Below are 20,677 nucleotides of genomic sequence, written 5' to 3'. Positions count from 1 at the left end.
TCAACGGGTTGTTTTGATGTCCAATCGGCAAAAAAGATCAAACGCTTAACGTAATATTTACCAAGAAAGTTAACTTTCGCCATCAGAACACTGGGGTGGATGTGTGTCCGGACTGATTCTGGATTGCCCCCGGTCAGGGTCGGAGTGAGTGGCGATGAAGCCAGGATTGCCGTGGAGTGTGAAGGGGATTGAACCGGATGCGCGCGAGGCTGCCAAGCAGGCCGCACGCCGTTCGGGGATGACACTGGGCGAGTGGCTCAACAGCACCATCAAGGAACAGGCCGACGGCCGTGAAGCGGGCGACACCGAGGCCGAGGCTGCGGCCCCGCGTCTCCGTGCCCGTTCCGGCGCGTCCTCCGGCAGCTCCATCGACCGCGCCGCCGAGCGCCTTGAAGACATCGCCGAAAAGCTTGCCCGCCTGTCGCTTGGCGAACAGTCCACGGCTTCGCGTGTTGCCGCACCGAAGGCCGATGACGCCGTGGTCCAGCGCATCCTCCAGCGCGTCGAGCACAATGAACGCAACACCGTCGAAGCGCTCACCTCGGTCAACGAACGTCTCGCCGGCCTCAGCCGCCAGCTGAACGCGCCGCGCCCGCAGGGCCGCGTCGAGGAATCGCAGAGCTTCCAGGCCATGGAGAAGGCGGTGCGCGGCATCGTCGAGCACATGGAGACGAGCGAGAAGCGCAACCGCGAAACCTTCCGCACCCTGCAGGAACGCATCGCGCAACTGGGCAGCAAGGCGCAGTCCTCGCAGGACGATCACTTCGCCCGCCAGGCGCCTGCCCTGACAGCACTTGAATCGCGCATTGCCGATCTCGCCAAGCGCCTTGACCGCAGCGAGAACTCGACCTCGCACCAGACGCTCTCCGATCTCCTGCGCCGTGAGATTACCGATCTCGCCAAGCGCATCGACCAGGTGCGCGAGAACTCCGAGCATCTTGCGTCCAAGGCGCAGACCCAGGCCGTGCAGGCCAGCCAGCAGGAACTGCGGGCGATCGAGAACCGCATCCTCGGCCTCCTCAAGGAAGCCCAGACCTCGCTCTCCAGCCACTCTGCCGGTCCCGCTGAAATCCAGCGCATGCGCCACGAGATCGAGCGCCTCAACCGCCGCATCGACGAAGCCAACACGCGCTCGACGCCCGGACCTGAAGTGCTGGAACTCCGCAACGCCGTTGAACAGCTGTCGACCCGCGTGGCGCAGGGCCCCGATCTCCGCCCGCTGGCGGAAATGGACCGCCGCATCCTCGACATCACCCAGCGCCTCGAACAGACGCAGGCCGCAACCCGGTCGATGCCGCAGTTCGCCGAACTGGAAAGCCGCATCGCCGAACTCGACTACAAGTTCAGCGAAGCGATTGCCAATCGCGGCGCCGATCACTCCGCCGAAATCGAGGAACGTCTCGCCGAAGTCTCGGAGCGCCTGAGCCGCACCGAGCAGCAGCTGGGTTCGCTCGAGACGATCGAGCGCGCCGTGAACCAGCTCTTCGATACGATGGAGCAGCAGCGCAAGTGGACGGAAGAGGTGGCCGAGGGTGCTGCCAACCGCATGGCGCAGCAGTTCATGTCGGCTGGCCCGCAGCAGGTGACCCTTGCAGGATCGCCCGAGATCCAGGCGCTGGAGAGCGGCCTCACCGCCGTACGCACCGCCGCCGAGAGCGCCGACCAGCGCAACCAGGAAACCCTGGAAGCGGTCCACGACACGCTCGAACAGATCGTCAGCAAACTGGCCGAACTGGAAACCGCAACCATCGGGCAGCGCATCGCCGAGGCTGCGGCTCCGCAGGTCTACATGCAGCCGCCCATGGCGGAACCCGAGGCCCACATGCCGCTGCCGGGCAGTGCTGCCGACGTGGCCTCCAATCCCTTCGCCGACATCCACCCCGGCCACCAGCCGCCGGTGGAAAGCCACATGGCGCCGATCCAGCCTGCGCCTCAGGGCCTCGCCGAAGCGCCGTCCCTCAATCCCTTCGAGTCCCCTGCAAACACCAGCCCCTTCGCGGCGGCTCCGGCCCCCGAGACCGACGGGGCTGGTGACGACTACATCGCCGCCGCCCGCCGCGCCGCACAGGCCGCCTCGCAGCAGAAGTCGCTGCTGAGCGGCATCTCCCCCGGTGCAGCGAAGATGAGCGAGGAAAGCTCGCGGAAGCTCCTCAACCTCGGCTTCTTCAAGAAGAAGGCCAAGCCCGAAGCCAAGCCCGTGGGCATCGGCCTCAGCGGCGAGATCAAGCCGCCGCCCGGCTTCAAGGCCGCCAACAGCAACACCGAGAACAAGCGCCGCAAGCTGCTGCTGATGGGCCTCGTGCTCCTCGCCGCGGTCTCCGCCTTCACCTTCAACATGGTGGGCCGCAGCCACAAGGTGAAGCCACCGGTTGCCCCCGCCGCCATCGAGCAGCCGCTCAACCAGTCGAACAACGCCGTCACGCCGGTTCCGGCCCAGGCCCCGGCGCCGGCCCCTGCGCCCGCCGCTCCGGCCAAGGTGGCACCCGTCGAAAGCGGTGCCCTCGACACGGGCGACGCCGATCCCATCCTCACGGGCTCGCTGCCGCAAGGCATCGCAACGGCACCCATCTCGGCGCTGGTTGCAGGCGAAGCCGCTGCACCTGAGAATCTTCCGCCCGCCGAAGTGGGCACCATGGCGCTCCGCGAAGCCGCTTCGCTCGGTGACCCCAATGCGCAGTTCGTGATCGCCACCCGCTATCTCAATGGCGAGAAGGTGCAGCAGGATTACGAGAAGGCCGCCTACTGGTACGGCAAGGCCGCAGCCCAGGGCTCGGCCCCGGCGCAGTACCGCCTCGCCACCATGTATGAGCGTGGCCGCGGCGTCGCCAAGGACCTCAAGGCGGCTCTCGGCTGGTACGAGCGTTCGGCCAGCGCCGGCAACATCAAGTCGATGCACAATGCCGCCGTGATCGCCTCCAACGGTTCTGCCGGCCAGCCGGACTACAAGCGCGCCTTCAAGTGGTTCTCGCTTGCCGCATCACATGGCCTGAAGGACAGCCAGTTCAACCTCGCGGTTCTCCTCGAGCGCGGTCTCGGCACCGAAGCCAACAAGGCCGATGCCTGGTTCTGGTATTCGGTCGCGGCCCAGCAGAACGACGATGACGCCAAGGCCCGCGCCCAGAAGCTCGCCAAGGACCTGACGCCCACCGAAATGCTCGCGGCCAAGACGCGTCTTTCCTCGTGGATCCCCGACAAGGCGCCGGACGCCGCCAATGTGGTGGCGATCAGCAAGCAGGACTGGAACGTCCAGATGAGCGTGGGCGGCTAAGAGAGTTTCACGCGCGCGTCAGGAGACGCGGGCGAAGGGAAAACGGTACATCTTCTCGCGGGCCAGCAGATAGACGCTGGCCCGTTCCGTTTCGAGGAGGCCGTCGAAGGCCTGCCCCCGCACGCTGATCGCACCCGTGTAGGCGCCGAAGGCCGGGAGGATGATGCGGCGCGTATCGGCCACGAAGCACTTGCCGCGCACCAGGCGGCCGCGCTGGGCGATGCCCGCACCGGGATGAAGGTGGCCGGCGATCTCCGGCGTCTTCAGCCGCGCCGAGGGAATATGGCGCAGCGTGATCGGACCAAGCCGCGCTTCGGAGACATGCACGCCGCCGAGATTTTGTTTTGGATCGGGATCGTGATTGCCGGTGATCCAGATCGTCTCGCGTGCCGCGAAGAGGCGGGCGAGGCGCGTGAGCACACCCTCATCAAGAAGGCTGTGACCTTTGGCATCATGGAAGCTGTCGCCGAGGAGATAGATGCTGCGTGGCGCTGTCTCCGCCACCACCGCTTCAAGGGCAGCGAGCGTGAGCCCGGTATCGAAGGGCGGCACGGAAATGCCGCGGCGGGCCAGGGCAGCGCCCTGTTCAAGATGCAGGTCGGCCACAAGAAGAGCTGCAAGATCAGGGGCATAGAGCGCACCTGAAAGATGCGGCAGGAAGCTGAGCCCGGCGAGGCTGATGGGGTTGAGCTTAGACAAGCCGCTGGGCCTCATCCATGAGTTGCTCGGCAGCTTCGGCGAGAAGGGCATCATCCGCACTGCCTTGAATCGATTCGCGTCCGATCTCAAGCAGCACCGGAACGGCAAGCGGCGAGACGCGCTCGAGGTCGCGGTGCAGGATCTGGTTCTTGATGCGCTTGAGCAACTGGCCGAGACGGTGGATGTCGATCAGGCCTTCGGCGGCATCGTCCCAGGCGGCGCGGAGCAGCACGTGGTCGGGCTGGTGCGAGCGCAGCGCATCGTAGATGAGGTCGGTGTTCACGGTCATCTGGCGGGTGGTCTTCTCCTTGCCGGGAATGCGGCGCTCGATCAGCCCTGCGATGATGGCGACATTGCGGAAGGTGCGCTTCATCAGGTTGGATTCGGCGAGCCAGGCCTCAAGGTCGTCGCCCAGCATGTCCTCGTCGAAGAGGCGTGCAAGCGACAGCTTCCCTTGCGCGATCATCTCGCCCATGTCGCGCACCCCCCAGACCACGAGGGCATATTCCGAAGCGACGAATCCCAAGGGCCGCGCCCCCCAGCGTTCGAGGCGGCGGGTGAGCAGCATGCCAAGCGTCTGCTGGGCAAGGCGGCCTTCGAAGGGATAGCAGACCATGTAGAACTTGTCGGCGCGCGGGAAGGTCTCCACCAGCATCTGGTTCTCGGCCGGCAGCACGCTCGCCCAGCGCTGGGTCGAGAGCCAGTCACGCACTTGCGGCGGCAGAGATCCCCAGTGGGAGGGATCGGAGAGGATGCGCCGCACCCGCGAGGCGAGGAAGGTGGAGAGCGGGAACTTCCCACCCTGATAGCTGGGAATGCGGGGCTCGCGGCCGGGTGCGCGGGTCGCAAGTGCACCGAACTCGTCAATCCCCTCGTGGCGCAGCACCTGGCCCGCGAAAAGATAGGTATCGCCCACCGCAAGCTGGGCGATGAACCACTCCTCCAATTCACCCAGCACGAAGCCGCCGGTTGCCACGCGCTTCCCCATCACGGTGCGGATCTTGGCGATCCTCACCTTGATCATTTCGTCCTCGACGATGGTGCCGACGTTGAGGCGGTATTGCTGGCCGAGGCGCGGATGCGAGAGCCGCCACAGGCCATTGGGCTCGCGGCGGAGCTTGGCATAGCGCTCGTAGGATTTGAGGGCATAGCCGCCGGTTGCGACGTAATCGAGCGTCTGGTCGAAGAGGGCACGGGAAAGGTTGCGGTAGGTGAAGGCGCTGGTGACCTCGGCGAAGAGAGCATCCGCATCGAAGGGGCCCGCCACGGCCCGGCCCATGATGTGCTGGGCCAGCACGTCGAGCTTCAGCACCATGGGGTATTCGGTGTCCTGGGCGTTCTCGCGCACGGCTTCTACCGCGGCCTCGCATTCCAGCACCTCGAAGCGGTTGGAGGGAACGAGCAGCGCCTTGCTCGGCTCATCGAGGCGGTGGTTGGCGCGGCCGATGCGCTGCAGCATGCGGCTTGAGCCTTTGGGCGCCCCCACCTGCACCACGAGATCGACGTCGCCCCAGTCGATGCCGAGATCGAGGGTGGAGGTGGCGACGACGGCCTTGAGGCTGTTCGCCGCCATGGCCGCCTCCACCTTGCGGCGCTGGGTGACATCGAGCGAGCCGTGGTGGAGCGCGATCGGCAGGGTGTCGTCGTTCACGTCCCAGAGCTCCTTGAAGAGGAGCTCGGCCTGCGAGCGGGTGTTGACGAAGATCAGGCTCATGCGGTGGCGCTTCACCGCCTCGTAGATGTCCTTGACCGCATAGCGCGAGGAGTGCCCCGACCACGGCACGCGCTCCTCCGACTCGAGGATGTGGAGATCGGGCGGTGCGCCGGGCGCCCCGGTGATGAGCGGCACAGGCGTGGTACCCGCGGGCGCGAGCCAGGCGCGCAAGGCATCCGGATCGGCGACGGTGGCGGAGAGACCGAAGACGCGCACCGTTGGCGCATGGCTCCTCACCCGCGTGAGGGCGAGCGAGAGCAGCGCGCCCCGCTTCGAGGTCACGATGGCGTGGAGCTCGTCGATGATGATGCTGCGGAGATTGCGGAGAAGATGGGCCGCAGCCGGGTCAGCCACCATCAGCGAGACCTGTTCCGGCGTGGTGATGAGAATGTCGGGCGGGTGGGTGCGGATGCGGGTGCGCCGCGATTGCGGCGTGTCGCCGGTGCGGGTCTCGATGGTGACGGGGAGGCCCATCTCCTTCACCGGCACGTCGAGGTTGCGGGCGATATCGACGGCGAGCGCCTTCAAGGGCGAGATGTAGAGGGTGTGGATGCCGTCCGTCTCGTGCGGTTCGGCCAGTTCCTGCAGCGTGGTGAGGAAGCCCGCCAGCGTCTTGCCGCCGCCCGTGGGCGAGATGAGGAGAGCGGAGTGGCCGGCGAGGCCCTGGTCCAGCATGGCAAGCTGGTGCGGCCGCGGCGTCCATCCGCGGGACGAAAACCAGCCTTCGATCTTGTGGTGCAAGGCAGCCATGGGAAAGTGGAACTTGACGGAGGGAAGCCGCTCACGCAACCCGTCGCCGATGGCCCTTGCTCCCACCCAGAACATCACCCACACGGCGATCCTGCGGATTGCCGTACCGATCGTGCTTTCGAACATGTCGGAGCCGCTGATCGGCGTGGTCAACACGGCGGTGATGGGCCGCCTGCCGGGGCCGCATTATATCGGCGGCGTCGCCGTGGGGGCGCTGATCTTCGCCTTCCTGTTCTGGGGCTTCGGCTTCCTGCGGCTCTCGACCGGCGGCCTCTCGGCCCAGGCGACGGGCGCGGATGACAAGACGGAACTGGTGACGGTGCTGTTCCGCAGCCTGATCCTCGCCCTTGCCATCGGCCTCTGCCTCGTGGCGCTGGGGCCGTGGCTGGGGCCGCTCGCCGTCTCGCTGGTGGGCGGCAGCGACAAGGTCATGGCCGAGGCGCAGGTCTATTTCAGCTACCGCATCTGGGCCGCACCTGCCGCCCTCACCAACTTCGCCATCATGGGCTGGTTCATCGGACAGGGCCGCTCAACGACAGCCTTCATCGTGCAACTCTTCCTCAACCTCACCAACATGGGGCTGAGTGCGGCGCTGGTGCTGGGTGCAGGCTTCGCCACCGCGGGCGTCGGCATCGCCGTCGTCACGGCGGAGTATGCGGCGATGGCGCTCGGCCTCGCTCTCGCCCTCCGCCGACTTGCCGCGATGAAGCAGGTGCCGGACTGGGCCTACATCTTCCGCCGCGACCGCTTCATGGCGCTGATCACCGCCAACGGCGACATCATGATCCGCACGCTGTGCCTCGTTTTCGCCTTCGGCTGGTTCGTGTCGCGGGGCGCGAAGCAGGGGGATCTCATCGTTGCGACGAACGCCGTGGTGCTCAACCTCTTCGAGGTCTCGGCTTACATGATCGACGGCTTCGCCTATGCCGCCGAGGCGCTGGTGGGGCAGGCCATCGGGGCCCGGGCGCGTGAACGCTTCCGCCGCGCCGTGGGCCTCACCACTCTCTGGGCAGGCGTGCTGGGCGTGCTCTGCGCGCTTGTGATCCTCGTCTTCGGCCAGCCGCTGGCGGCCCTGATGACGGTCGATCCGCAGGTCCGCGAGACGGCCTCGCACTATCTCGGCTGGGCGGCGCTGGCGACGGTGGCCGGTACCGCCTGCTTCCAGCTCGACGGCATCTTCACCGGCGCCATGGCAACCCGCGAGATGCGCAACATGATGGTGCTGTCGCTCGCCGTCTACATGGGCGCGTGGTGGTGGCTGGAGCCGCATTACGGCAATCACGGGCTTTGGGCCGCGCTCAACATCTTCTTCATCGCCCGCGGCATCACCTTCATGGGCAGGCTTGGCGCAATCGAGAACCGGGTGTTCGGAGGGGCTTCCTGAACACGTCACCACTAGCGAAGGCGGGGGCCCAGCTTTTTCTTTCAAAACTCACATCGGCCAAAGCTGGATTCCGGCTCGCGCGCGACATCTCGCTCGCGCTCGATCAAGGCGCGCGTCCGGAATGACGATCGGAAGATTGGGACGCTTGAGGCCGACTACAGCGGCTGATACCGCGCAATCGCCGAGCGCTCGATCGCCGCCGTCGTGAGCTTGTCGAGGCCGAGACCGTCGCGCAGGATCGACAGGAAGCGCAGTTCCTCCTTGCCGACGGCAAGGTCGACCGCCGCCACTTCGACGGCAAGCGCATAGGCCGTCTCGCGGAGCCGCGCCGGCAACTGGTCCCGCACCAGCGCGATCACGGTCGCCATCCCGTCCTTCACCTGCAGCATGTCGCCGCATTCCTGCGCCACCGTGGCGAGGCGCGAGCGGTCGAAACCCTTGAACACCGGCAACGTGCGGACCAGAAGCTCGATCTCCGCCAGTTCCTCCGCCTTGATGACGCCTTCGACGCCGGACATCATCACCATTACGTAGATGAGGGCCTGTTCGCTTGAGATCGTGCCTGACATGGTCACTCCTGAATCACTTGCCCGGCGTTTTACAGAAGTCCCGGACCGCTTCAATGGCGTCAACAAGTCCCATGCGCTCGATGGCGAGGCCGGGCGGGAAGGCGGTGGCGAAGCGCGAGGCCAGCCGGGCATCCAGCATGACGAAGCAGCCGTGGTCCTGCTGCGAGCGGATCAGACGCCCGAAGGCCTGGCGGAGGCGCAGCCGCACCACCATGTCCATGTAGGCGTTGCCGCCGAAGGCGTCCTTGCGGGCCCGCTCGAGGATGGTGGGCGTGGGCCAGGGCACACGGTCCATGACGATGAGGCGGAGCGAATCCCCCGGCACGTCGACGCCGTCGCGCACCGCATCGGTGCCGAGCAGGCAGGCATCGCGCTCGGCCCGGAAGAGATCGACGAGCGTGCCCGTATCCATCGGGTCCACATGCTGGGCATAGAGCGGCAGGCCCTTCTCCGAGAGCGGTTTGGCGATGCGGCGGTGCACGGCGCGAAGCCGAGAGATCGCCGTGAAGAGGCCGAGCGCGCCGCCATGCACGGCGAGGAACAGTTCGCGGTAGGCGGCGGCGATCTGGTCCATGTTCTCGCGGTTGACGTCGTTCACCACGAGAATGCGCGCCATCTTCGGATAATCGAAGGGCGAGGCGAAGCTCTCGCGCTTGACCGGATAGGGAAGATGCACCGCACCCGTGCGCATCTCGGCATTCTGCCAGTCATCCGGCAATTCCGGCGGGCGGTCCTTCAGCGTGGCGGAGGTCACGATCACGCCATCGGCGGGGCGGAGCACGGCGAGCGCCAGCGGCTCGGTCGGGTCGACCCAGTGGGAATGAAGCCCGACGTCCATCTCGCGGCTGAAGGCCTGCTCCACGTCGAACCATTCGATCATCAGCGGGTCCTTGTCGCCGATGAGGCGGTTCAGCATCGTCACCCAGCCGCCCACCATCAGTTCGCCGCGCCGCCGCAGCGAGCGTGACAGGGCCTCGATCCGTCCGCGTTCGGCGGAGGCGAGTTCGGCCGCCTCGTCATCGAGCTTGTTGGCAAGTATTGTGGCAAGGCGCTGCATCGGGCGCTTGAGATCGATCAGTGCGGCGGCGAGCTGGCCCGAGGCTTCCGCCAGGCCTTCGATCAGCGGCTGGCAATCGGCTTCCAGGGTGTGGCCGGTCTCGGCCCCGTCGCGGGCCAGCACCTGTTGGCGCACCAGCGCGAAGAAGGTTTCGGCGGGGCCTTCGGGGCGCCCGTCCTGGATGCGGCGCATGAAGCCGGAGGAGGGCAGCGCATGGGCGGCGCGAAGCACTTCGTCGAGGGCCTGTTCGCCGCCATCGGCATCGGAGACGAGATCGCCGACACGCTCGGCAAGGCCACGGCCGCGGCGGCGGTCGTTCTCGGGGCCGCGCAGCCAGCGGCGAAGCTCCGCCGTCTCCATGGCGGTGAGGTGCGAGGAGAAAGCGGAATCGGCGGCATCGAAGAGATGATGTCCCTCGTCGAAGACGATGCGCTTGAGGCCGCCGGGCGCGGTCTCCTCTTCGCTGGTCGTGGCCTGCCCCAGGGCATAGTCCACCGCTGCCGCATGCATCACGAGCGCATGGTTGGCGATCACGAGTGAGGCCTTGCGGGCGGCGCGCAGGTTCTTCTCGATGAAGCAGCGCTTGTAGTGCGGGCAGGCAACATAGATGCATTCACCGCGCCGGTCGGTGAGGCCGAGGCCCTGCGGCGAGGGATGGCGCACGTGATCATCTCCGCCTTCGGGAAAGAGCGAGAGGATCCATGAGGGGAAATCGCCGCCGATCAGGTCGCCATCGCGGGTATGCCGCGCCCAGCGGGCGATGAGCGCGGCCAGCAGCGCCCCCCGCGTGCCGCCCGCCTGCAGGCGGCCAAAGGCTTCCTGCATGTTGAGGAGGCAGAGATAGTTCTCGCGGCCCTTGCGGATGACGATCTTCTCACGCCTCTCCTCGGGGTCAGGGAAGAGGCGCGCCGATTCCTGGTCGAGCTGGCGCTGCAGGTTCTTGGTGTAGGTCGAGAGCCACACGGGACTGGCATTCTTCTTGGCCCAGGCCCAGGCGGGTGCGAGGTAGCCCAGTGTCTTCCCCAGCCCCGTGCCCGCTTCCGAGATCAGGATGTTGTTGAAGGCCGCCGACTGCCGGGCGGCGAAAGCATGGAGCGACGTCTCGGCATAGGCGCGCTGCTGCTCGCGCGCTTCGGCGAAACTGCCGAGCGCATCGCGAAGCACGGTGAGCGCCTCGTCGCGGCTCACCTCGTCCTGACGGCCGGGTGGGCGCGGGCCTTCGTCTTCCCATTCATCGACACGGTCCCAGACATTGAGGCCCGTTGCGAAGGTGCCGACATCGAGCTTGGGATGGGCCTTGAGCAGGGCCGACATCACGTCCTTGGCCCAGGGCCAATTGGCGCGCGCGAGGAAGGTCGCCGTCTCGGCGGTTTCGCGCAGCAGCGGATAGCGCGGATCGGAGAGGCGGCGCAGCAGTTCGGCACGCACGGCAGTGATCGCCGTTTCGTCGTCATCTGCATCGACCATCAGCGCGCGGGCGAGTCCGCGCGGTGTCGGTACCGCTTGCCGTGCGGGGCAGACGAAGGCGAAGAGTTCGGCAATGTCGAAGTGTTTCTGCTCGAGGGCGGCGCGCACTTCGGCGCGGCGCGCGTCCGCGGCCTGGCCCAGCCGCTCGATCAGGAAGCCCGCGTGGCAGACAAGGTGCGGGCGCTCCGCCAACGCCTTGAGCGCAGCCGCGGGCTGGATCACTCGCCCGTTGCTTGCAGCGCCATGGCCCAATGCGGCCATAGCGGGAATCATGACGGAATTGTCATTCGGCATCGTCACCCATTTGCCCGATTCAAACGTAGAGTGAAAGCCGATGGCCAGAGGGAGTATGGGATCATGGACCAGAAGATCATCAACCTTTTCGACCGTTATACGCATGGCGGCATGTCGCGCCGGGATTTTCTCGACAAACTCGCACTGATGGCGGGCTCCACCGCCGCCGCCACGGCCATGCTCCCGCTCCTCGAAAACAACTACGCCCACGCCGCCATCGTGCCGGAGAACGACCCGCGCCTTGTCCTCACCGAAGGCGAGATCGCGCCGGGCATCAAGGGGCTTCTCGCCATTCCGAAGGATGCCAAGGGCAAGCTTCCGGCCGTACTCGTCATTCACGAGAACCGTGGCCTTAATCCGCACATCAAGGACGTGACCCGCCGCCTCGCGTTGGAGGGCTTCGTGGCTTTCGGTGCCGATTATCTGGCCCCTGCCGGCGGCACGCCCGCCGACGAGGAGAAGGCGCGCGAGATGATCGGCACCCTCAAGCCGGAAGACGTGCTCGCCTATTCGCAAGGCGCCATCAAGGCGCTCGCCGCCCATCCGCAGGCAAACGGCAAGGCGGGTGCGGTGGGCTTCTGCTGGGGCGGCGGCATGGTGAATGCGCTCGCCGTGGCCGATCCCACGCTCGCTGCCGGCGTGGCCTACTACGGCCGTCAGCCCGATGCGGCGGCGGTGCCCGCCATCAAGGCGCCGCTCCTCCTGCATTACGGCGGTCTCGACGAGCGCATCAACGCCGGCATTGCCGATTTCGAAAAGGCGCTGAAGGCCAACAACAAGGTTTTCGAACTTTACGTCTACGAGGGCGCCAACCACGCCTTCAACAACGACACCAACGCCGCCCGCTATGACAAGGCCGCCGCCGACCTTGCCTGGGGCCGCACGGTCGCCTTCCTCAAGGAGAATGTGGCCGGCACGGCGTGATCAGGCGGGCACACGCGACACGTTGACCTTGCGGGCGGCGCTCCGTAAAGGGCAGGACCTGCCTGTTTGAAAGATCCTCCCCATGCCCGTCTCTCCCGCCCTTCGCGCCGCCGCTCTCGACAGCAAGGCCTGGCCCTTTGAGGAAGCCCGCAAGATTCTCAAGCGGGTGGAGAAATCGGGCCAGAAGAACGTGCTGTTCGAGACGGGCTACGGCCCCTCGGGCCTGCCGCACATCGGCACCTTCGGCGAAGTGGCGCGCACCACCATGGTGCGCCGCGCCTTCGAACTGATGAGCGACCTGCCGACGCGTCTCTTGTGCTTCTCCGACGACATGGACGGGATGCGCAAGATTCCCGACAACGTGCCCGACAAAAAGTTCCTCGAGCCGCATCTGCAGCGCCCGCTCACCGTGGTGCCCAATCCTTTCGGAGGCAACTACGAGAGCTTCGGCCATCACAACAACGCCATGCTCCGGCGCTTCCTCGACACCTTCGGCTTCGACTACGAATTTGCGAGCGCCACCGAATACTACAAGGCGGGCCGCTTCGACGAGGTGCTGATCCGGGCGCTGGAGAAGTACAACGAGATCATGGCGGTGATGTTGCCCACCCTCGGTGAGGAGCGGCAGGCGACCTATTCGCCTTTCCTGCCCATCTCGCCCACCTCGGGCCGCGTGCTCTACGTGCCGCTCAAGGACGTGAACCCCAAGCAGGGCACGATCACGTTTGCGGATGAAGACGGTACCGACGTCACCCTCGACGTGCGCGGCGGCCGCACCAAGCTGCAGTGGAAGCCCGACTTCGGCATGCGCTGGGCGGCCCTCAACGTCGATTTCGAGATGTTCGGCAAGGACCACCAGACCAACGCGCCGATCTATGACCGGATCTGCGAGATCCTCGGCGGCAAGGCGCCGGAGCATTACGTCTACGAACTCTTCCTCGATGAGAACGGCCAGAAGATCTCGAAGTCGAAGGGCAACGGCCTTACCATCGACGAGTGGCTGACCTATGCCGACACGGAGTCCCTCGCCCTCTACATGTACAACAAGCCGCGCGAGGCGAAGAAGCTCTACTTCGACGTGATCCCGCGCGCCGTCGACGAATATGCCCAGTTCCTTGCCGCCTATCCCAAGCAGGCGGACGCCAAGGACAAGCTGATGAACCCGGTGTGGCACATCCACGGCGGCAAGCCGCCGGCGCCGGAGGCCGGCAACGTCACCTTCGCGCTGCTGCTCAATCTGGCGACGGTCGCCAACACCGAGGACAAGGCGGTGATGTGGGCCTTCATCCGCCGCTACATGCCGGAGCTGTCGCCTGAGACGAACCCGCGCCTCGACAAGCTGGTGGGTTACGCCATCCGCTACTACCAGGACTTCGTGAAGCCGGCGAAGCAGTACAAGCGCGCCGACGAGGGCGAGGCCAAGGCCTTGTCCGATCTCGCCGATGCCTTCGCAAGCCTGCCGGAGGGCGCAGTGCCGGAAGACATCCAGAAGGTCGTCTACGACGTGGGCCGCCGCGAGCCCTACACCACCACGCAGAAGGATGGCTCGGTGGGCGTGGCGCAGGCCTGGTTCAACCTGCTCTATCAGGTGCTGCTGGGCGAGGAGCGGGGACCGCGCTTCGGCTCCTTCGTGGCGCTCTACGGCATTGCCAACACCCGCGAATTGATCGCCAAGGCGCTGCGCGGGGAACTTGTGAAGTAGGGATCTCTCTCAGGCCGTCATTCCATGCGAGCAACGCCAAAGCGTTGCGAGACATGGAACCCCGCTACCCTTGTCCTCACAAAAAGCTGGGTTCCATCTCGCGCGGCGCGGCGCGCCGCTTGGATGGAATGACGGAAGATGGATTACCCGAACCGTTCCTTCAACCTCTTCTCCAGCCCGCGGCGCACCTCGCGGTAAGAGTCGAGAATCTGCTCGCGCGAGCCTTGTGCCGTCGAAGGATCAGGCGTCGGCCAGTACTCCACCTCGATCGCCATGGTCTTGGCCATTTCGCGGGCATAGGCATCGGCCTCGGGCGAAAGCGTGATGGCAAGATCGAAGGCGCTGTCGGCCAGATCGTCGATCGAATGCGGACGGTGGCGGGTGAGGTCGAGGCCCACCTCATCCATGATCAGCCCGACGAAGGGATCGGGATCGCCGGCACGGATGCCCGCCGACGCCACATAGGTCCTTGCGCCATGCGAGGCATGCATGAGGGCCGCCGCCATGGGCGAGCGGATGGCATTCTGCGTGCAGATGAAGAGAACGGCGGAGGGCAGCTTCTTGTCCATCTTCAGCCCCGCCACACCAGCGCGCAGATCAGCGTGAAGAGACGCCGCGCCGTATCCATGTCGGTGTCGACCTTGCCCTTGAGGCGCTCCATCAGGATCTCGCTGCCCTCGTTGTGAAGGCCGCGCCTGGCCATGTCGACGGTTTCGATCTGGGCGGGGGTGCCGAGCTTGATCGCCTCGTAGTAGCTGTCGCAGATCTGGAAGTAGTCCCTGACGATGCGGCGGAAGGGCGTGAGCGAAAGCCCGAAGGCCATCATCGGGCGCTGCGCCTCGTCGCGCACGTCGAGCACGAGGCGGCCCTCCTGGGTCGAGAGAATGAGGTGGTAGGGCCCGTTCATGCCGTTCGTGAGGGCGAAGCGGTTGTCCTCGATGAGGTCGTAGATCGCGGTGTTGCGCTCGTGCTCGGCCTCGGGCGAGGGGCCGCGGCCGATGCTGTCGTCAACCTCCACGGAAACGAGCCGGTTGGCAGGCGCACTCACGAGCCATGCTCCGGCGTGGCGTCGGTGGACCAGGCAGGCCCGAGATCATCGAGCGCCACGTCGATCACCTCGACATCGAGTGCGATCACATGACCGCCCGAGAAGGTCAGGGTGATGACCCCGCCCAGCTCTTCGGTGCCCGCCGTGGGCGTGAAGGTCGTGGGCGTGAAGGTGATGGCGAGCAGTGATAGGATGGTGAGCGCATCCGGTTCCTGCGGTCCCTGGCGGCGGACGCGGGTCACGCCGTTGAAGGTGAGGCCGGTGCGCCGCCGTTCCCTGGCCGGCAACTGGTCCCAGGCGAAGCGGTTGGCGACGAGCGCAAAGCGGCGCTGGCGCTTCAGGTATCCCACGTCGGCAAAGCGGATGACCGCATCCTGCATCTGGGCAGAGATGACGCCGAGGTCTTCCGCATCGAACGCCGTGAGATGCAGCAAGGCCCTATCCTGAAATGCGGGTCACGTCGGCCCCGCAGGCCTGGAGCTTCTCCTCCAGCGCCTCGAAGCCGCGGTCGAGATGGTACACACGGTGCAGCATGGTCTCGCCTTCCGCGGCAAGGCCAGCGATCACCAGCGTGGCCGAGGCGCGAAGATCGGTTGCCATCACGTCGGCGCCGGTGAGCTTCTTCACCCCGCGCACCTCCGCCATGTCGCCATGGAGGTGGATGTCGGCGCCGAGGCGGGCCAGTTCCTGCACGTGCATGAAGCGGTTTTCGAAGATGGTCTCGCGGATGTGCGAGGTACCCTGCGCCTTGGTCATCAGGCCCATGAACTGCGCCTGCAGGTCGGTGGGGAAGCCGGGATAGGGATCGGTCGTCACATCGACGGGGGCAAGGCCCGCACCATTGCGGCGCACACGGATGCCTTCGTTGGTGGTGTCGATGCTGACGCCCGCCTTCTGCATGGTGGCGAGCACCGATTCGAGATTGTCGGCGCGGGCACCCTTGAGCAGCACGTCACCGCCCGTCATGCCCGCCGCCATGGCATAGGTGCCGGCCTCAATGCGGTCGGCGATCACCGTGTGTTCGGTGCCATGCAGCGAGGTGACGCCGCTGATGCGGAGCGTGCGGGTGTGGATGCCTTCGATCTTCGCGCCCATCTTGACGAGGCATTCGGCCACGTCGCCGATCTCCGGCTCGGTTGCCGCATTCTCGATGATGGTGTCGCCGCGGGCGAGCACGGCCGCCATCAGGGCCGCATGGGTGGCGCCCACCGAAACCTTGGCGAAGGAGATGTGGCCGCCCTTGAGGCTGTTCTTCGCCTTGGCGATGACATAGCCGTTTTCGATCTCGCAGCTGGCGCCCAGGTTCTCCATGGCCTGGAGATGCATGTCCACGGGGCGCGTGCCGATGGCGCAGCCGCCGGGCAGCGACACCTTGGCCTCGCCGCAGCGGGCGATGAGCGGGCCCAGCACCCAGAAGGAGGCGCGCATCTTGGAGACGAGTTCGTAAGGGGCCGTTGTGTCGACGATGGTCTTGGCCGAGATCTTGAGCGTCTCGCCGGCAAGGCCGGACTGGCCCGCGCGCTTCCCCGCCGTCATGATGTCGACGCCGTGGTTGCCGAGAATCTTCTGCAGGCGGAGCACGTCCACCAGGCGCGGCACGTTGTGCAGCGTCACCGTTTCAGGGGTGAGCAACGGAATGATCATCAGCGGCAGGGCGGCATTCTTTGCGCCCGAAATGTCGATGGTGCCGTTGAGCTTGTTGCCGCCGCGGATGCGAATCCGATCCATGTAAAGCTGTTCCCTGAAAGGGCCCCGGGGGAATGGGGCCGACGCGTCCCGCTTGCGCTCGTTACAAGCATAAATGGCGGCTTTGGGGCAACCTTTATGTTGCGGATGCGAAAGGCTTTCTCGCAGCCGGTTGCGGACTCAGCTCGCCGACTCGAACAGGTTGCCGATCTTGCTGAAAATCCAGCCCAAAGCCACAAGGCCGAGGTCCAAGGGGGCAAGCGACAGGACGGCGAGGATTTTCGTGCCGGTGGACATCTCGGCTTCGGCCGGGGGCGGGCCAAGGAGCCAGAACAACAGGTCGCTGAGCTGCAGCGTGTTCCAGCCGTTTCCGCTGACCAATCCGAAGACCTCATACAGGAACACCCCGAAGCCGCCCAGGAAGCCCAGGATGGCAAGGCCGGTGAAGATCAGGCTGAGGATATTGAGCCCCTCGCTTGCCGCCGCGGCGGCCTTTTCAGTCTTTTCGCCCATCGCTTGTCTCCCCCGTTTGCCCCTGCGCCTCCTTGCGGCGCTTGATGTTGGCCTTGAGCGCCCGCGCCAGGCGGTCCTTGCGGGCCGACTTTTGCACCTCTTTGGCGGTTTTGGGCTGACCTATGTCAATCACCTTGCTCATGGCGGGCCATTCTGCGCCCGGAAATGCGCCTGTCAACGTTCTGAAAAGGGCGGGTTGCACTTGGGGTGCGGCTGTGGCATGGAGCGCGCGCGAACTTGGCTTGCCCCGGTTCCCTGGCGAAAAAGCTGCCGTAGCTCAGTGGTAGAGCACACCCTTGGTAAGGGTGAGGTCGAGAGTTCGATCCTCTCTGGCAGCACCAGCCGCTTTTCCGATCCTGCACTCACCCATGGCCTGATTTTCCTCCAGGACTCAGTCCGGATGCCCTGTGACTCATTTGTTCGTCAGGACAGCAAATGTGCCACTTGCCCGTGGTATGCTCAGTATACGGAAGATTTTGAATGATTATTCACGCAGCGAATGAAATCACTGCATTTTTGTCAGTGAACCAGCTGCAATTCCGTTGTCCTTCTAGAAAAAGGGACAGCAATCGAACGATGACATGACATCATTGATGCGCGAGTTATGTGAGGATTCCCTCATGTTTTGCAAGTTCCCGGCAAGTTGCATGGGGTAGCACCAAGCTGAGTTCACCCGCTTTCCTCCCAATCTTCCCACCCCGCAGGAACATCATGTCCCTCCCCAAGGTTTCGCGATTCTCGACAGGCGCAAAGATCCTGACATTGCAGATCGTGATCTGCATCCTGCTGCTGGCGTCCGGCCTCATCGTCTTCGACTATCTCGAGAAGGTGGCCACCGTGGAGGCGAACCTGCTGGAGGCTTCGCGCGCCAAGAGTACGCGCGCCGCACTTGATGGCGAACTCAAGGACCTGAAGTACAGCGTTGCCCAGGTGCAGCAGTTCCTTCAGGACATCTCGGCCACCCGCGGGCTCGATGGACTCGATGACGGCTTCGCCAATGCCGAGGAACATGCCAAGGCATTCAAGATGCATATCGACAAGGCCCGTACCCTTGCCCAGTCCCTCAGTGAAGCCGAAACACAGAAGGCGCTTGATGACGTCGAACAACAGTTCGCGCCCTATTATGAGGCCGGCAAGCGAATGGCCCAGGCCTATGTCGCTGTGGGGCCGCTCGGTGGCAACCGGATGATGGCCGACTTTGATGCGGTGGCTGAAAAGATGTCTGTGTCACTGGACACGGCGGTCGAAACCAACGCCAAGGTCCGCACCCGCATTGAATCGGAGGAGGCGGCGGCAGCCGAGAAGACCAAGGCCGACCAGACCTTCTTCCAGACGCTGATGGTGGCGTTCGGGGCCTTCACCATCGCCTGCGCCTTCGCGGCATCGCTCTTCACCGCGCTCCTCCAGCGGCAGGCCAGGCTGCAACAACAGCGCGCCGAAGAGCTGAACCGTCAGCAGACGGAAGAACGCGAAGCCCGCGCCAAGGAGGCCCATTTGGTGATCTCCAACCTGAGCGAAGGCCTGAACCGTCTCTCGAACGGCGACCTCTCGGCGCAGATTGCCACGCGCTTCCCGGGCGAGCTTGACCGGCTGCGCGCCCACTTCAACACCTCCATCCGCGCGCTCGCCGACACCATGGGCTCGGTGCTCGAGACAACCTCGCAGATCAAGGCCGGCACCTCCGAAATCGCCGATGCCTCGGGCGATCTTGCGCGCCGCACCGAAACCCAGGCGGCCAGCCTTGAGGAAACCGCCGCCACCATCAGCCAGCTCACCAACACGCTGAAGGAAACCGCCGAAAACTCCACGACCGCGAAACTTGCCGCCATCTCGGCCAAGGACGCGGCAATCGATGGCTCCACGGTTGTGAAGGAAGCCATGGTCTCCATGCGCGAAATCTCCGACAGCTCCGAGGAGATGAACAAGATCATCGGCGTGATCGAGGAACTGGCCTTCCAGACCAATCTGCTCGCCCTCAACGCCGGCGTGGAAGCGGCCCGTGCGGGCGATGCAGGCCGCGGCTTTGCCGTGGTTGCCACCGAGGTGCGCGCCCTCTCCGACCGCTCGGCCGCTGCCGCCAAGGACATCAAGGCGCTTCTCGACAACTCAAACGCCAAGGTGGAGCGCGGCGTGAAACTCGTGGCCGACGTGGGCGCCTCGCTCACCAAGATCACCGACAAGGTGGCAAGCGTTGCCGTCACCATCGAAGGCATCAACGCCACCGCCGTGGCGCAGGCCGACAGTCTGCGTGAAGTGAACCAGGCGGTCGATGAACTCGACAAGGTCACCCAGGCCAATGCCGCCATGGTGGAGCAGGCGACCGCCGCAACCTTCACGCTCAACCGCCAGACGGAGCAGCTGAACAGTGTCGTCGGGCGCTTCAAGACGGCCGGAGGTCAGGCCGCCTGAACCGAAAATGAACGCCGCCTTCAGGGGCCATCCAGCATCGCCGCACTAGAAGCGCCACCATTCAATCACCGGGCGCGGCAAACGCGCCCCGCCAACAGAATGGAATGACGACAATGACGACCCTTCATCTCAACGAGATCACCGCCCGCCAGAACCGCGCGCTCATCACCCGCCTGGTGTTCGGCCTGCAGGAAAACATCAAGCGCCGCGCCGCCCAGCGCGCCCTGCTGAAGCTCGATGACCGCATGCTCAAGGACATCGGCCTCAACCGCTCGTCGGTGATGACCGGCCGCTTCTGATCCGTCCAGGCTTCAACGCATCATTGGCGCATCTTCCGCGTCGCAAGTGGTGTCCACTTGCTCGCACGATGCGCTAGGGCGCAAACAGCTTCGTCAGCGTGCTCTCGGGATCGACAAGATCCTCGATCACGTCGAAGTGGTGGCGCTCGTCGGCGTGATGCCTGTCGATCTCCACCCCGAGCCCGTGCCAGACATTGGCCAGAAGATCGGTCTGGCGGATGAATTCCGGACGCTCCGCAGCCCCCACCCAGCACATCACTTTGTGGGTGAGACGGGGGCGGCGGAGTGCCGGGCTTTCGTTCCGCGCCTCAAGCTCGGTGAGCTTCAGCGTGTCGTTGAGGCGCGTGCGCATGAGCGGGCGGAGATCATGCAGCCCGCTGATCGAGATCACCTGCTGCAAACGTTCAAGGACCGTCTCGGGAAGCTGTGACGGTTCGCAGATCATGCGCGTGGCAAGGTGTCCGCCCGCCGAATGCCCGGCAAGGCGGATGGGTCCATCCACCTCTGCCGCAATCGCCGTGATGGCGCGGGCGATTTCCGAGGTGATGCCGCCTATGGTGACATCGGGTGCAAGCGTATAGCCCGGCATGGCAACGGCCCAGCCGCGGCGGAGCGCGCCTTCGGCCAGATGCGACCAATCGGATTTCATGAACTTCATCCAGTATCCGCCGTGGATGAAGATGGCGAGGCCCTTGGGCGTTCTGGCCGGACGGAAGAGATCGAAGCTGTTGCGCTCGCCCGCCCCGTAGGCCGTGGAATAGGTGGCGGTACAGCCCGGCGGCAGGTTCTCGCGGAAATGCTCGGCAGAGGCCGTCCAGCGGCCCGGCCAATCGCTGCCGTTCGGGATGTAGGCGCCGTTGGTATAGGCGTCGTCGAAGTCGGTGATCATGCCCC

17 protein-coding genes and 1 tRNA gene are annotated in these 20,677 nt (G+C 65.4%); 7 read left to right on the top strand and 11 right to left on the bottom strand.

Annotated elements, in window-relative coordinates; genetic code table 11:
• Nucleotides 1–154 precede the first annotated feature (154 nt).
• Nucleotides 155–3,268, top strand: a complete 3,114-nt coding sequence (locus QM801_RS16045; RefSeq protein ID WP_415020213.1) for a hypothetical protein — start codon at nt 155–157, stop codon at nt 3,266–3,268.
• A gap of 18 nt (nt 3,269–3,286) precedes the next feature.
• Here the strand turns inward: QM801_RS16045 and pdeM are convergent, their stop codons facing one another.
• A complete protein-coding gene (gene pdeM, locus QM801_RS16040; RefSeq protein WP_415020212.1) occupies nt 3,287–3,967 on the bottom strand; it encodes a ligase-associated DNA damage response endonuclease PdeM in 681 nt (226 codons plus the stop codon).
• A complete protein-coding gene (locus QM801_RS16035) occupies nt 3,960–6,431 on the bottom strand; it encodes a ligase-associated DNA damage response DEXH box helicase (protein WP_415020211.1) in 2,472 nt (823 codons plus the stop codon). The genes pdeM and QM801_RS16035 overlap by 8 nt, the downstream gene beginning before the upstream one ends.
• 13 nt (nt 6,432–6,444) lie before the next feature.
• On the opposite strand from QM801_RS16035, the gene QM801_RS16030 reads away from it, so the two are divergent.
• On the top strand, nt 6,445–7,815 hold the full coding sequence (locus QM801_RS16030) for an MATE family efflux transporter (RefSeq protein WP_415020210.1): 1,371 nt from the start codon (nt 6,445–6,447) through the stop codon (nt 7,813–7,815).
• Between the two features lie 155 nt (nt 7,816–7,970).
• Here the strand turns inward: QM801_RS16030 and QM801_RS16025 are convergent, their stop codons facing one another.
• Both QM801_RS16025 and QM801_RS16020 read right to left on the bottom strand, forming a co-directional pair.
• Nucleotides 7,971–8,384: a tellurite resistance TerB family protein gene (locus QM801_RS16025; protein ID WP_415020209.1), complete on the bottom strand. Its 414-nt coding sequence runs from the start codon at nt 8,382–8,384 to the stop codon at nt 7,971–7,973.
• A 13-nt stretch (nt 8,385–8,397) separates the two neighbouring features.
• On the bottom strand, nt 8,398–11,181 hold the full coding sequence (locus tag QM801_RS16020; protein ID WP_415020208.1) for an ATP-dependent DNA helicase: 2,784 nt from the start codon (nt 11,179–11,181) through the stop codon (nt 8,398–8,400).
• 84 nt (nt 11,182–11,265) lie between these two features.
• Between QM801_RS16020 and QM801_RS16015 the strand changes: the two genes are divergently transcribed.
• Both QM801_RS16015 and QM801_RS16010 read left to right on the top strand, forming a co-directional pair.
• Nucleotides 11,266–12,126: a dienelactone hydrolase family protein gene (locus tag QM801_RS16015; protein WP_415020207.1), complete on the top strand. Its 861-nt coding sequence runs from the start codon at nt 11,266–11,268 to the stop codon at nt 12,124–12,126.
• Between the two features lie 82 nt (nt 12,127–12,208).
• Nucleotides 12,209–13,828, top strand: coding sequence for a lysine--tRNA ligase (locus QM801_RS16010; RefSeq protein ID WP_415020206.1), 1,620 nt, complete (start codon nt 12,209–12,211; stop codon nt 13,826–13,828).
• Nucleotides 13,829–13,971: 143 nt separating this feature from the next.
• Here QM801_RS16010 and QM801_RS16005 read toward each other — a convergent pair whose 3' ends face one another.
• The 6 genes from QM801_RS16005 to QM801_RS15980 all read right to left on the bottom strand — a co-directional run bounded on the left by QM801_RS16005 (nt 13,972) and on the right by QM801_RS15980 (nt 17,217).
• Nucleotides 13,972–14,397, bottom strand: coding sequence for a low molecular weight phosphatase family protein (locus tag QM801_RS16005; protein ID WP_415020205.1), 426 nt, complete (start codon nt 14,395–14,397; stop codon nt 13,972–13,974).
• Between the two features lie 2 nt (nt 14,398–14,399).
• Nucleotides 14,400–14,876, bottom strand: coding sequence for a UPF0262 family protein (locus QM801_RS16000; RefSeq protein ID WP_415020204.1), 477 nt, complete (start codon nt 14,874–14,876; stop codon nt 14,400–14,402).
• Nucleotides 14,873–15,310: a DUF2948 family protein gene (locus tag QM801_RS15995; protein ID WP_415020203.1), complete on the bottom strand. Its 438-nt coding sequence runs from the start codon at nt 15,308–15,310 to the stop codon at nt 14,873–14,875. The genes QM801_RS16000 and QM801_RS15995 overlap by 4 nt, the downstream gene beginning before the upstream one ends.
• Before the next feature lie 4 nt (nt 15,311–15,314).
• Complete coding sequence (murA, locus tag QM801_RS15990) at nt 15,315–16,604, bottom strand: UDP-N-acetylglucosamine 1-carboxyvinyltransferase (protein ID WP_415020202.1); 1,290 nt, start codon at nt 16,602–16,604, stop codon at nt 15,315–15,317.
• Nucleotides 16,605–16,742: 138 nt separating this feature from the next.
• On the bottom strand, nt 16,743–17,075 hold the full coding sequence (locus tag QM801_RS15985) for a hypothetical protein (protein WP_415020201.1): 333 nt from the start codon (nt 17,073–17,075) through the stop codon (nt 16,743–16,745).
• Nucleotides 17,059–17,217, bottom strand: a complete 159-nt coding sequence (locus tag QM801_RS15980) for a hypothetical protein (RefSeq protein ID WP_415020200.1) — start codon at nt 17,215–17,217, stop codon at nt 17,059–17,061. Before QM801_RS15980 ends, QM801_RS15985 begins: the two co-directional genes overlap by 17 nt.
• A gap of 124 nt (nt 17,218–17,341) precedes the next feature.
• Between QM801_RS15980 and QM801_RS15975 the strand changes: the two genes are divergently transcribed.
• The 3 genes from QM801_RS15975 to QM801_RS15965 all read left to right on the top strand — a co-directional run bounded on the left by QM801_RS15975 (nt 17,342) and on the right by QM801_RS15965 (nt 19,783).
• Nucleotides 17,342–17,416: transfer RNA gene (locus tag QM801_RS15975), tRNA-Thr, on the top strand.
• Nucleotides 17,417–17,786: 370 nt separating this feature from the next.
• The gene (locus QM801_RS15970) at nt 17,787–19,484 is read left to right on the top strand and encodes a methyl-accepting chemotaxis protein (RefSeq protein ID WP_415020199.1); all 1,698 of its coding nucleotides are present in this window, start codon (nt 17,787–17,789) and stop codon (nt 19,482–19,484) included.
• A 113-nt stretch (nt 19,485–19,597) separates the two neighbouring features.
• Nucleotides 19,598–19,783 carry a DUF1127 domain-containing protein gene (locus tag QM801_RS15965; RefSeq protein WP_415020198.1) on the top strand — a complete coding sequence of 62 codons (186 nt, stop codon included), beginning with the start codon at nt 19,598–19,600 and terminating at the stop codon, nt 19,781–19,783.
• Nucleotides 19,784–19,856: 73 nt separating this feature from the next.
• Here the strand turns inward: QM801_RS15965 and QM801_RS15960 are convergent, their stop codons facing one another.
• Entirely contained in the window at nt 19,857–20,672 is an 816-nt protein-coding gene (locus QM801_RS15960; protein ID WP_415020197.1) for an alpha/beta hydrolase, read from the bottom strand.
• Nucleotides 20,673–20,677 lie beyond the last annotated feature (5 nt).

This window comes from Aestuariivirga sp. (assembly GCF_047600585.1).
Taxonomy (GTDB): domain Bacteria; phylum Pseudomonadota; class Alphaproteobacteria; order Rhizobiales; family Aestuariivirgaceae; genus Aestuariivirga.
The sequence above is the reverse complement of the archived record's forward strand: the minus strand, read 5'-3'. Positions and strand labels throughout refer to the sequence as shown.

What these genes read in the sequence shown, in the direction of transcription:
- murA (WP_415020202.1), bottom strand. Translation starts at nt 16,604, where the DNA reads ATGGATCGGATTCGCATCCGCGGCGGCAACAAGCTCAACGGCACCATC.
- QM801_RS16025 (WP_415020209.1), bottom strand. Translation starts at nt 8,384, where the DNA reads ATGTCAGGCACGATCTCAAGCGAACAGGCCCTCATCTACGTAATGGTG.
- QM801_RS16015 (WP_415020207.1), top strand. Translation starts at nt 11,266, where the DNA reads ATGGACCAGAAGATCATCAACCTTTTCGACCGTTATACGCATGGCGGC.
- QM801_RS16020 (WP_415020208.1), bottom strand. Translation starts at nt 11,181, where the DNA reads ATGATTCCCGCTATGGCCGCATTGGGCCATGGCGCTGCAAGCAACGGG.
- QM801_RS15985 (WP_415020201.1), bottom strand. Translation starts at nt 17,075, where the DNA reads ATGGGCGAAAAGACTGAAAAGGCCGCCGCGGCGGCAAGCGAGGGGCTC.
- QM801_RS15970 (WP_415020199.1), top strand. Translation starts at nt 17,787, where the DNA reads ATGTCCCTCCCCAAGGTTTCGCGATTCTCGACAGGCGCAAAGATCCTG.
- QM801_RS15965 (WP_415020198.1), top strand. Translation starts at nt 19,598, where the DNA reads ATGACGACCCTTCATCTCAACGAGATCACCGCCCGCCAGAACCGCGCG.
- QM801_RS15980 (WP_415020200.1), bottom strand. Translation starts at nt 17,217, where the DNA reads ATGAGCAAGGTGATTGACATAGGTCAGCCCAAAACCGCCAAAGAGGTG.
- QM801_RS16010 (WP_415020206.1), top strand. Translation starts at nt 12,209, where the DNA reads ATGCCCGTCTCTCCCGCCCTTCGCGCCGCCGCTCTCGACAGCAAGGCC.
- QM801_RS16035 (WP_415020211.1), bottom strand. Translation starts at nt 6,431, where the DNA reads ATGGCTGCCTTGCACCACAAGATCGAAGGCTGGTTTTCGTCCCGCGGA.
- QM801_RS16045 (WP_415020213.1), top strand. Translation starts at nt 155, where the DNA reads ATGAAGCCAGGATTGCCGTGGAGTGTGAAGGGGATTGAACCGGATGCG.
- QM801_RS15960 (WP_415020197.1), bottom strand. Translation starts at nt 20,672, where the DNA reads ATGATCACCGACTTCGACGACGCCTATACCAACGGCGCCTACATCCCG.
- QM801_RS16005 (WP_415020205.1), bottom strand. Translation starts at nt 14,397, where the DNA reads ATGGACAAGAAGCTGCCCTCCGCCGTTCTCTTCATCTGCACGCAGAAT.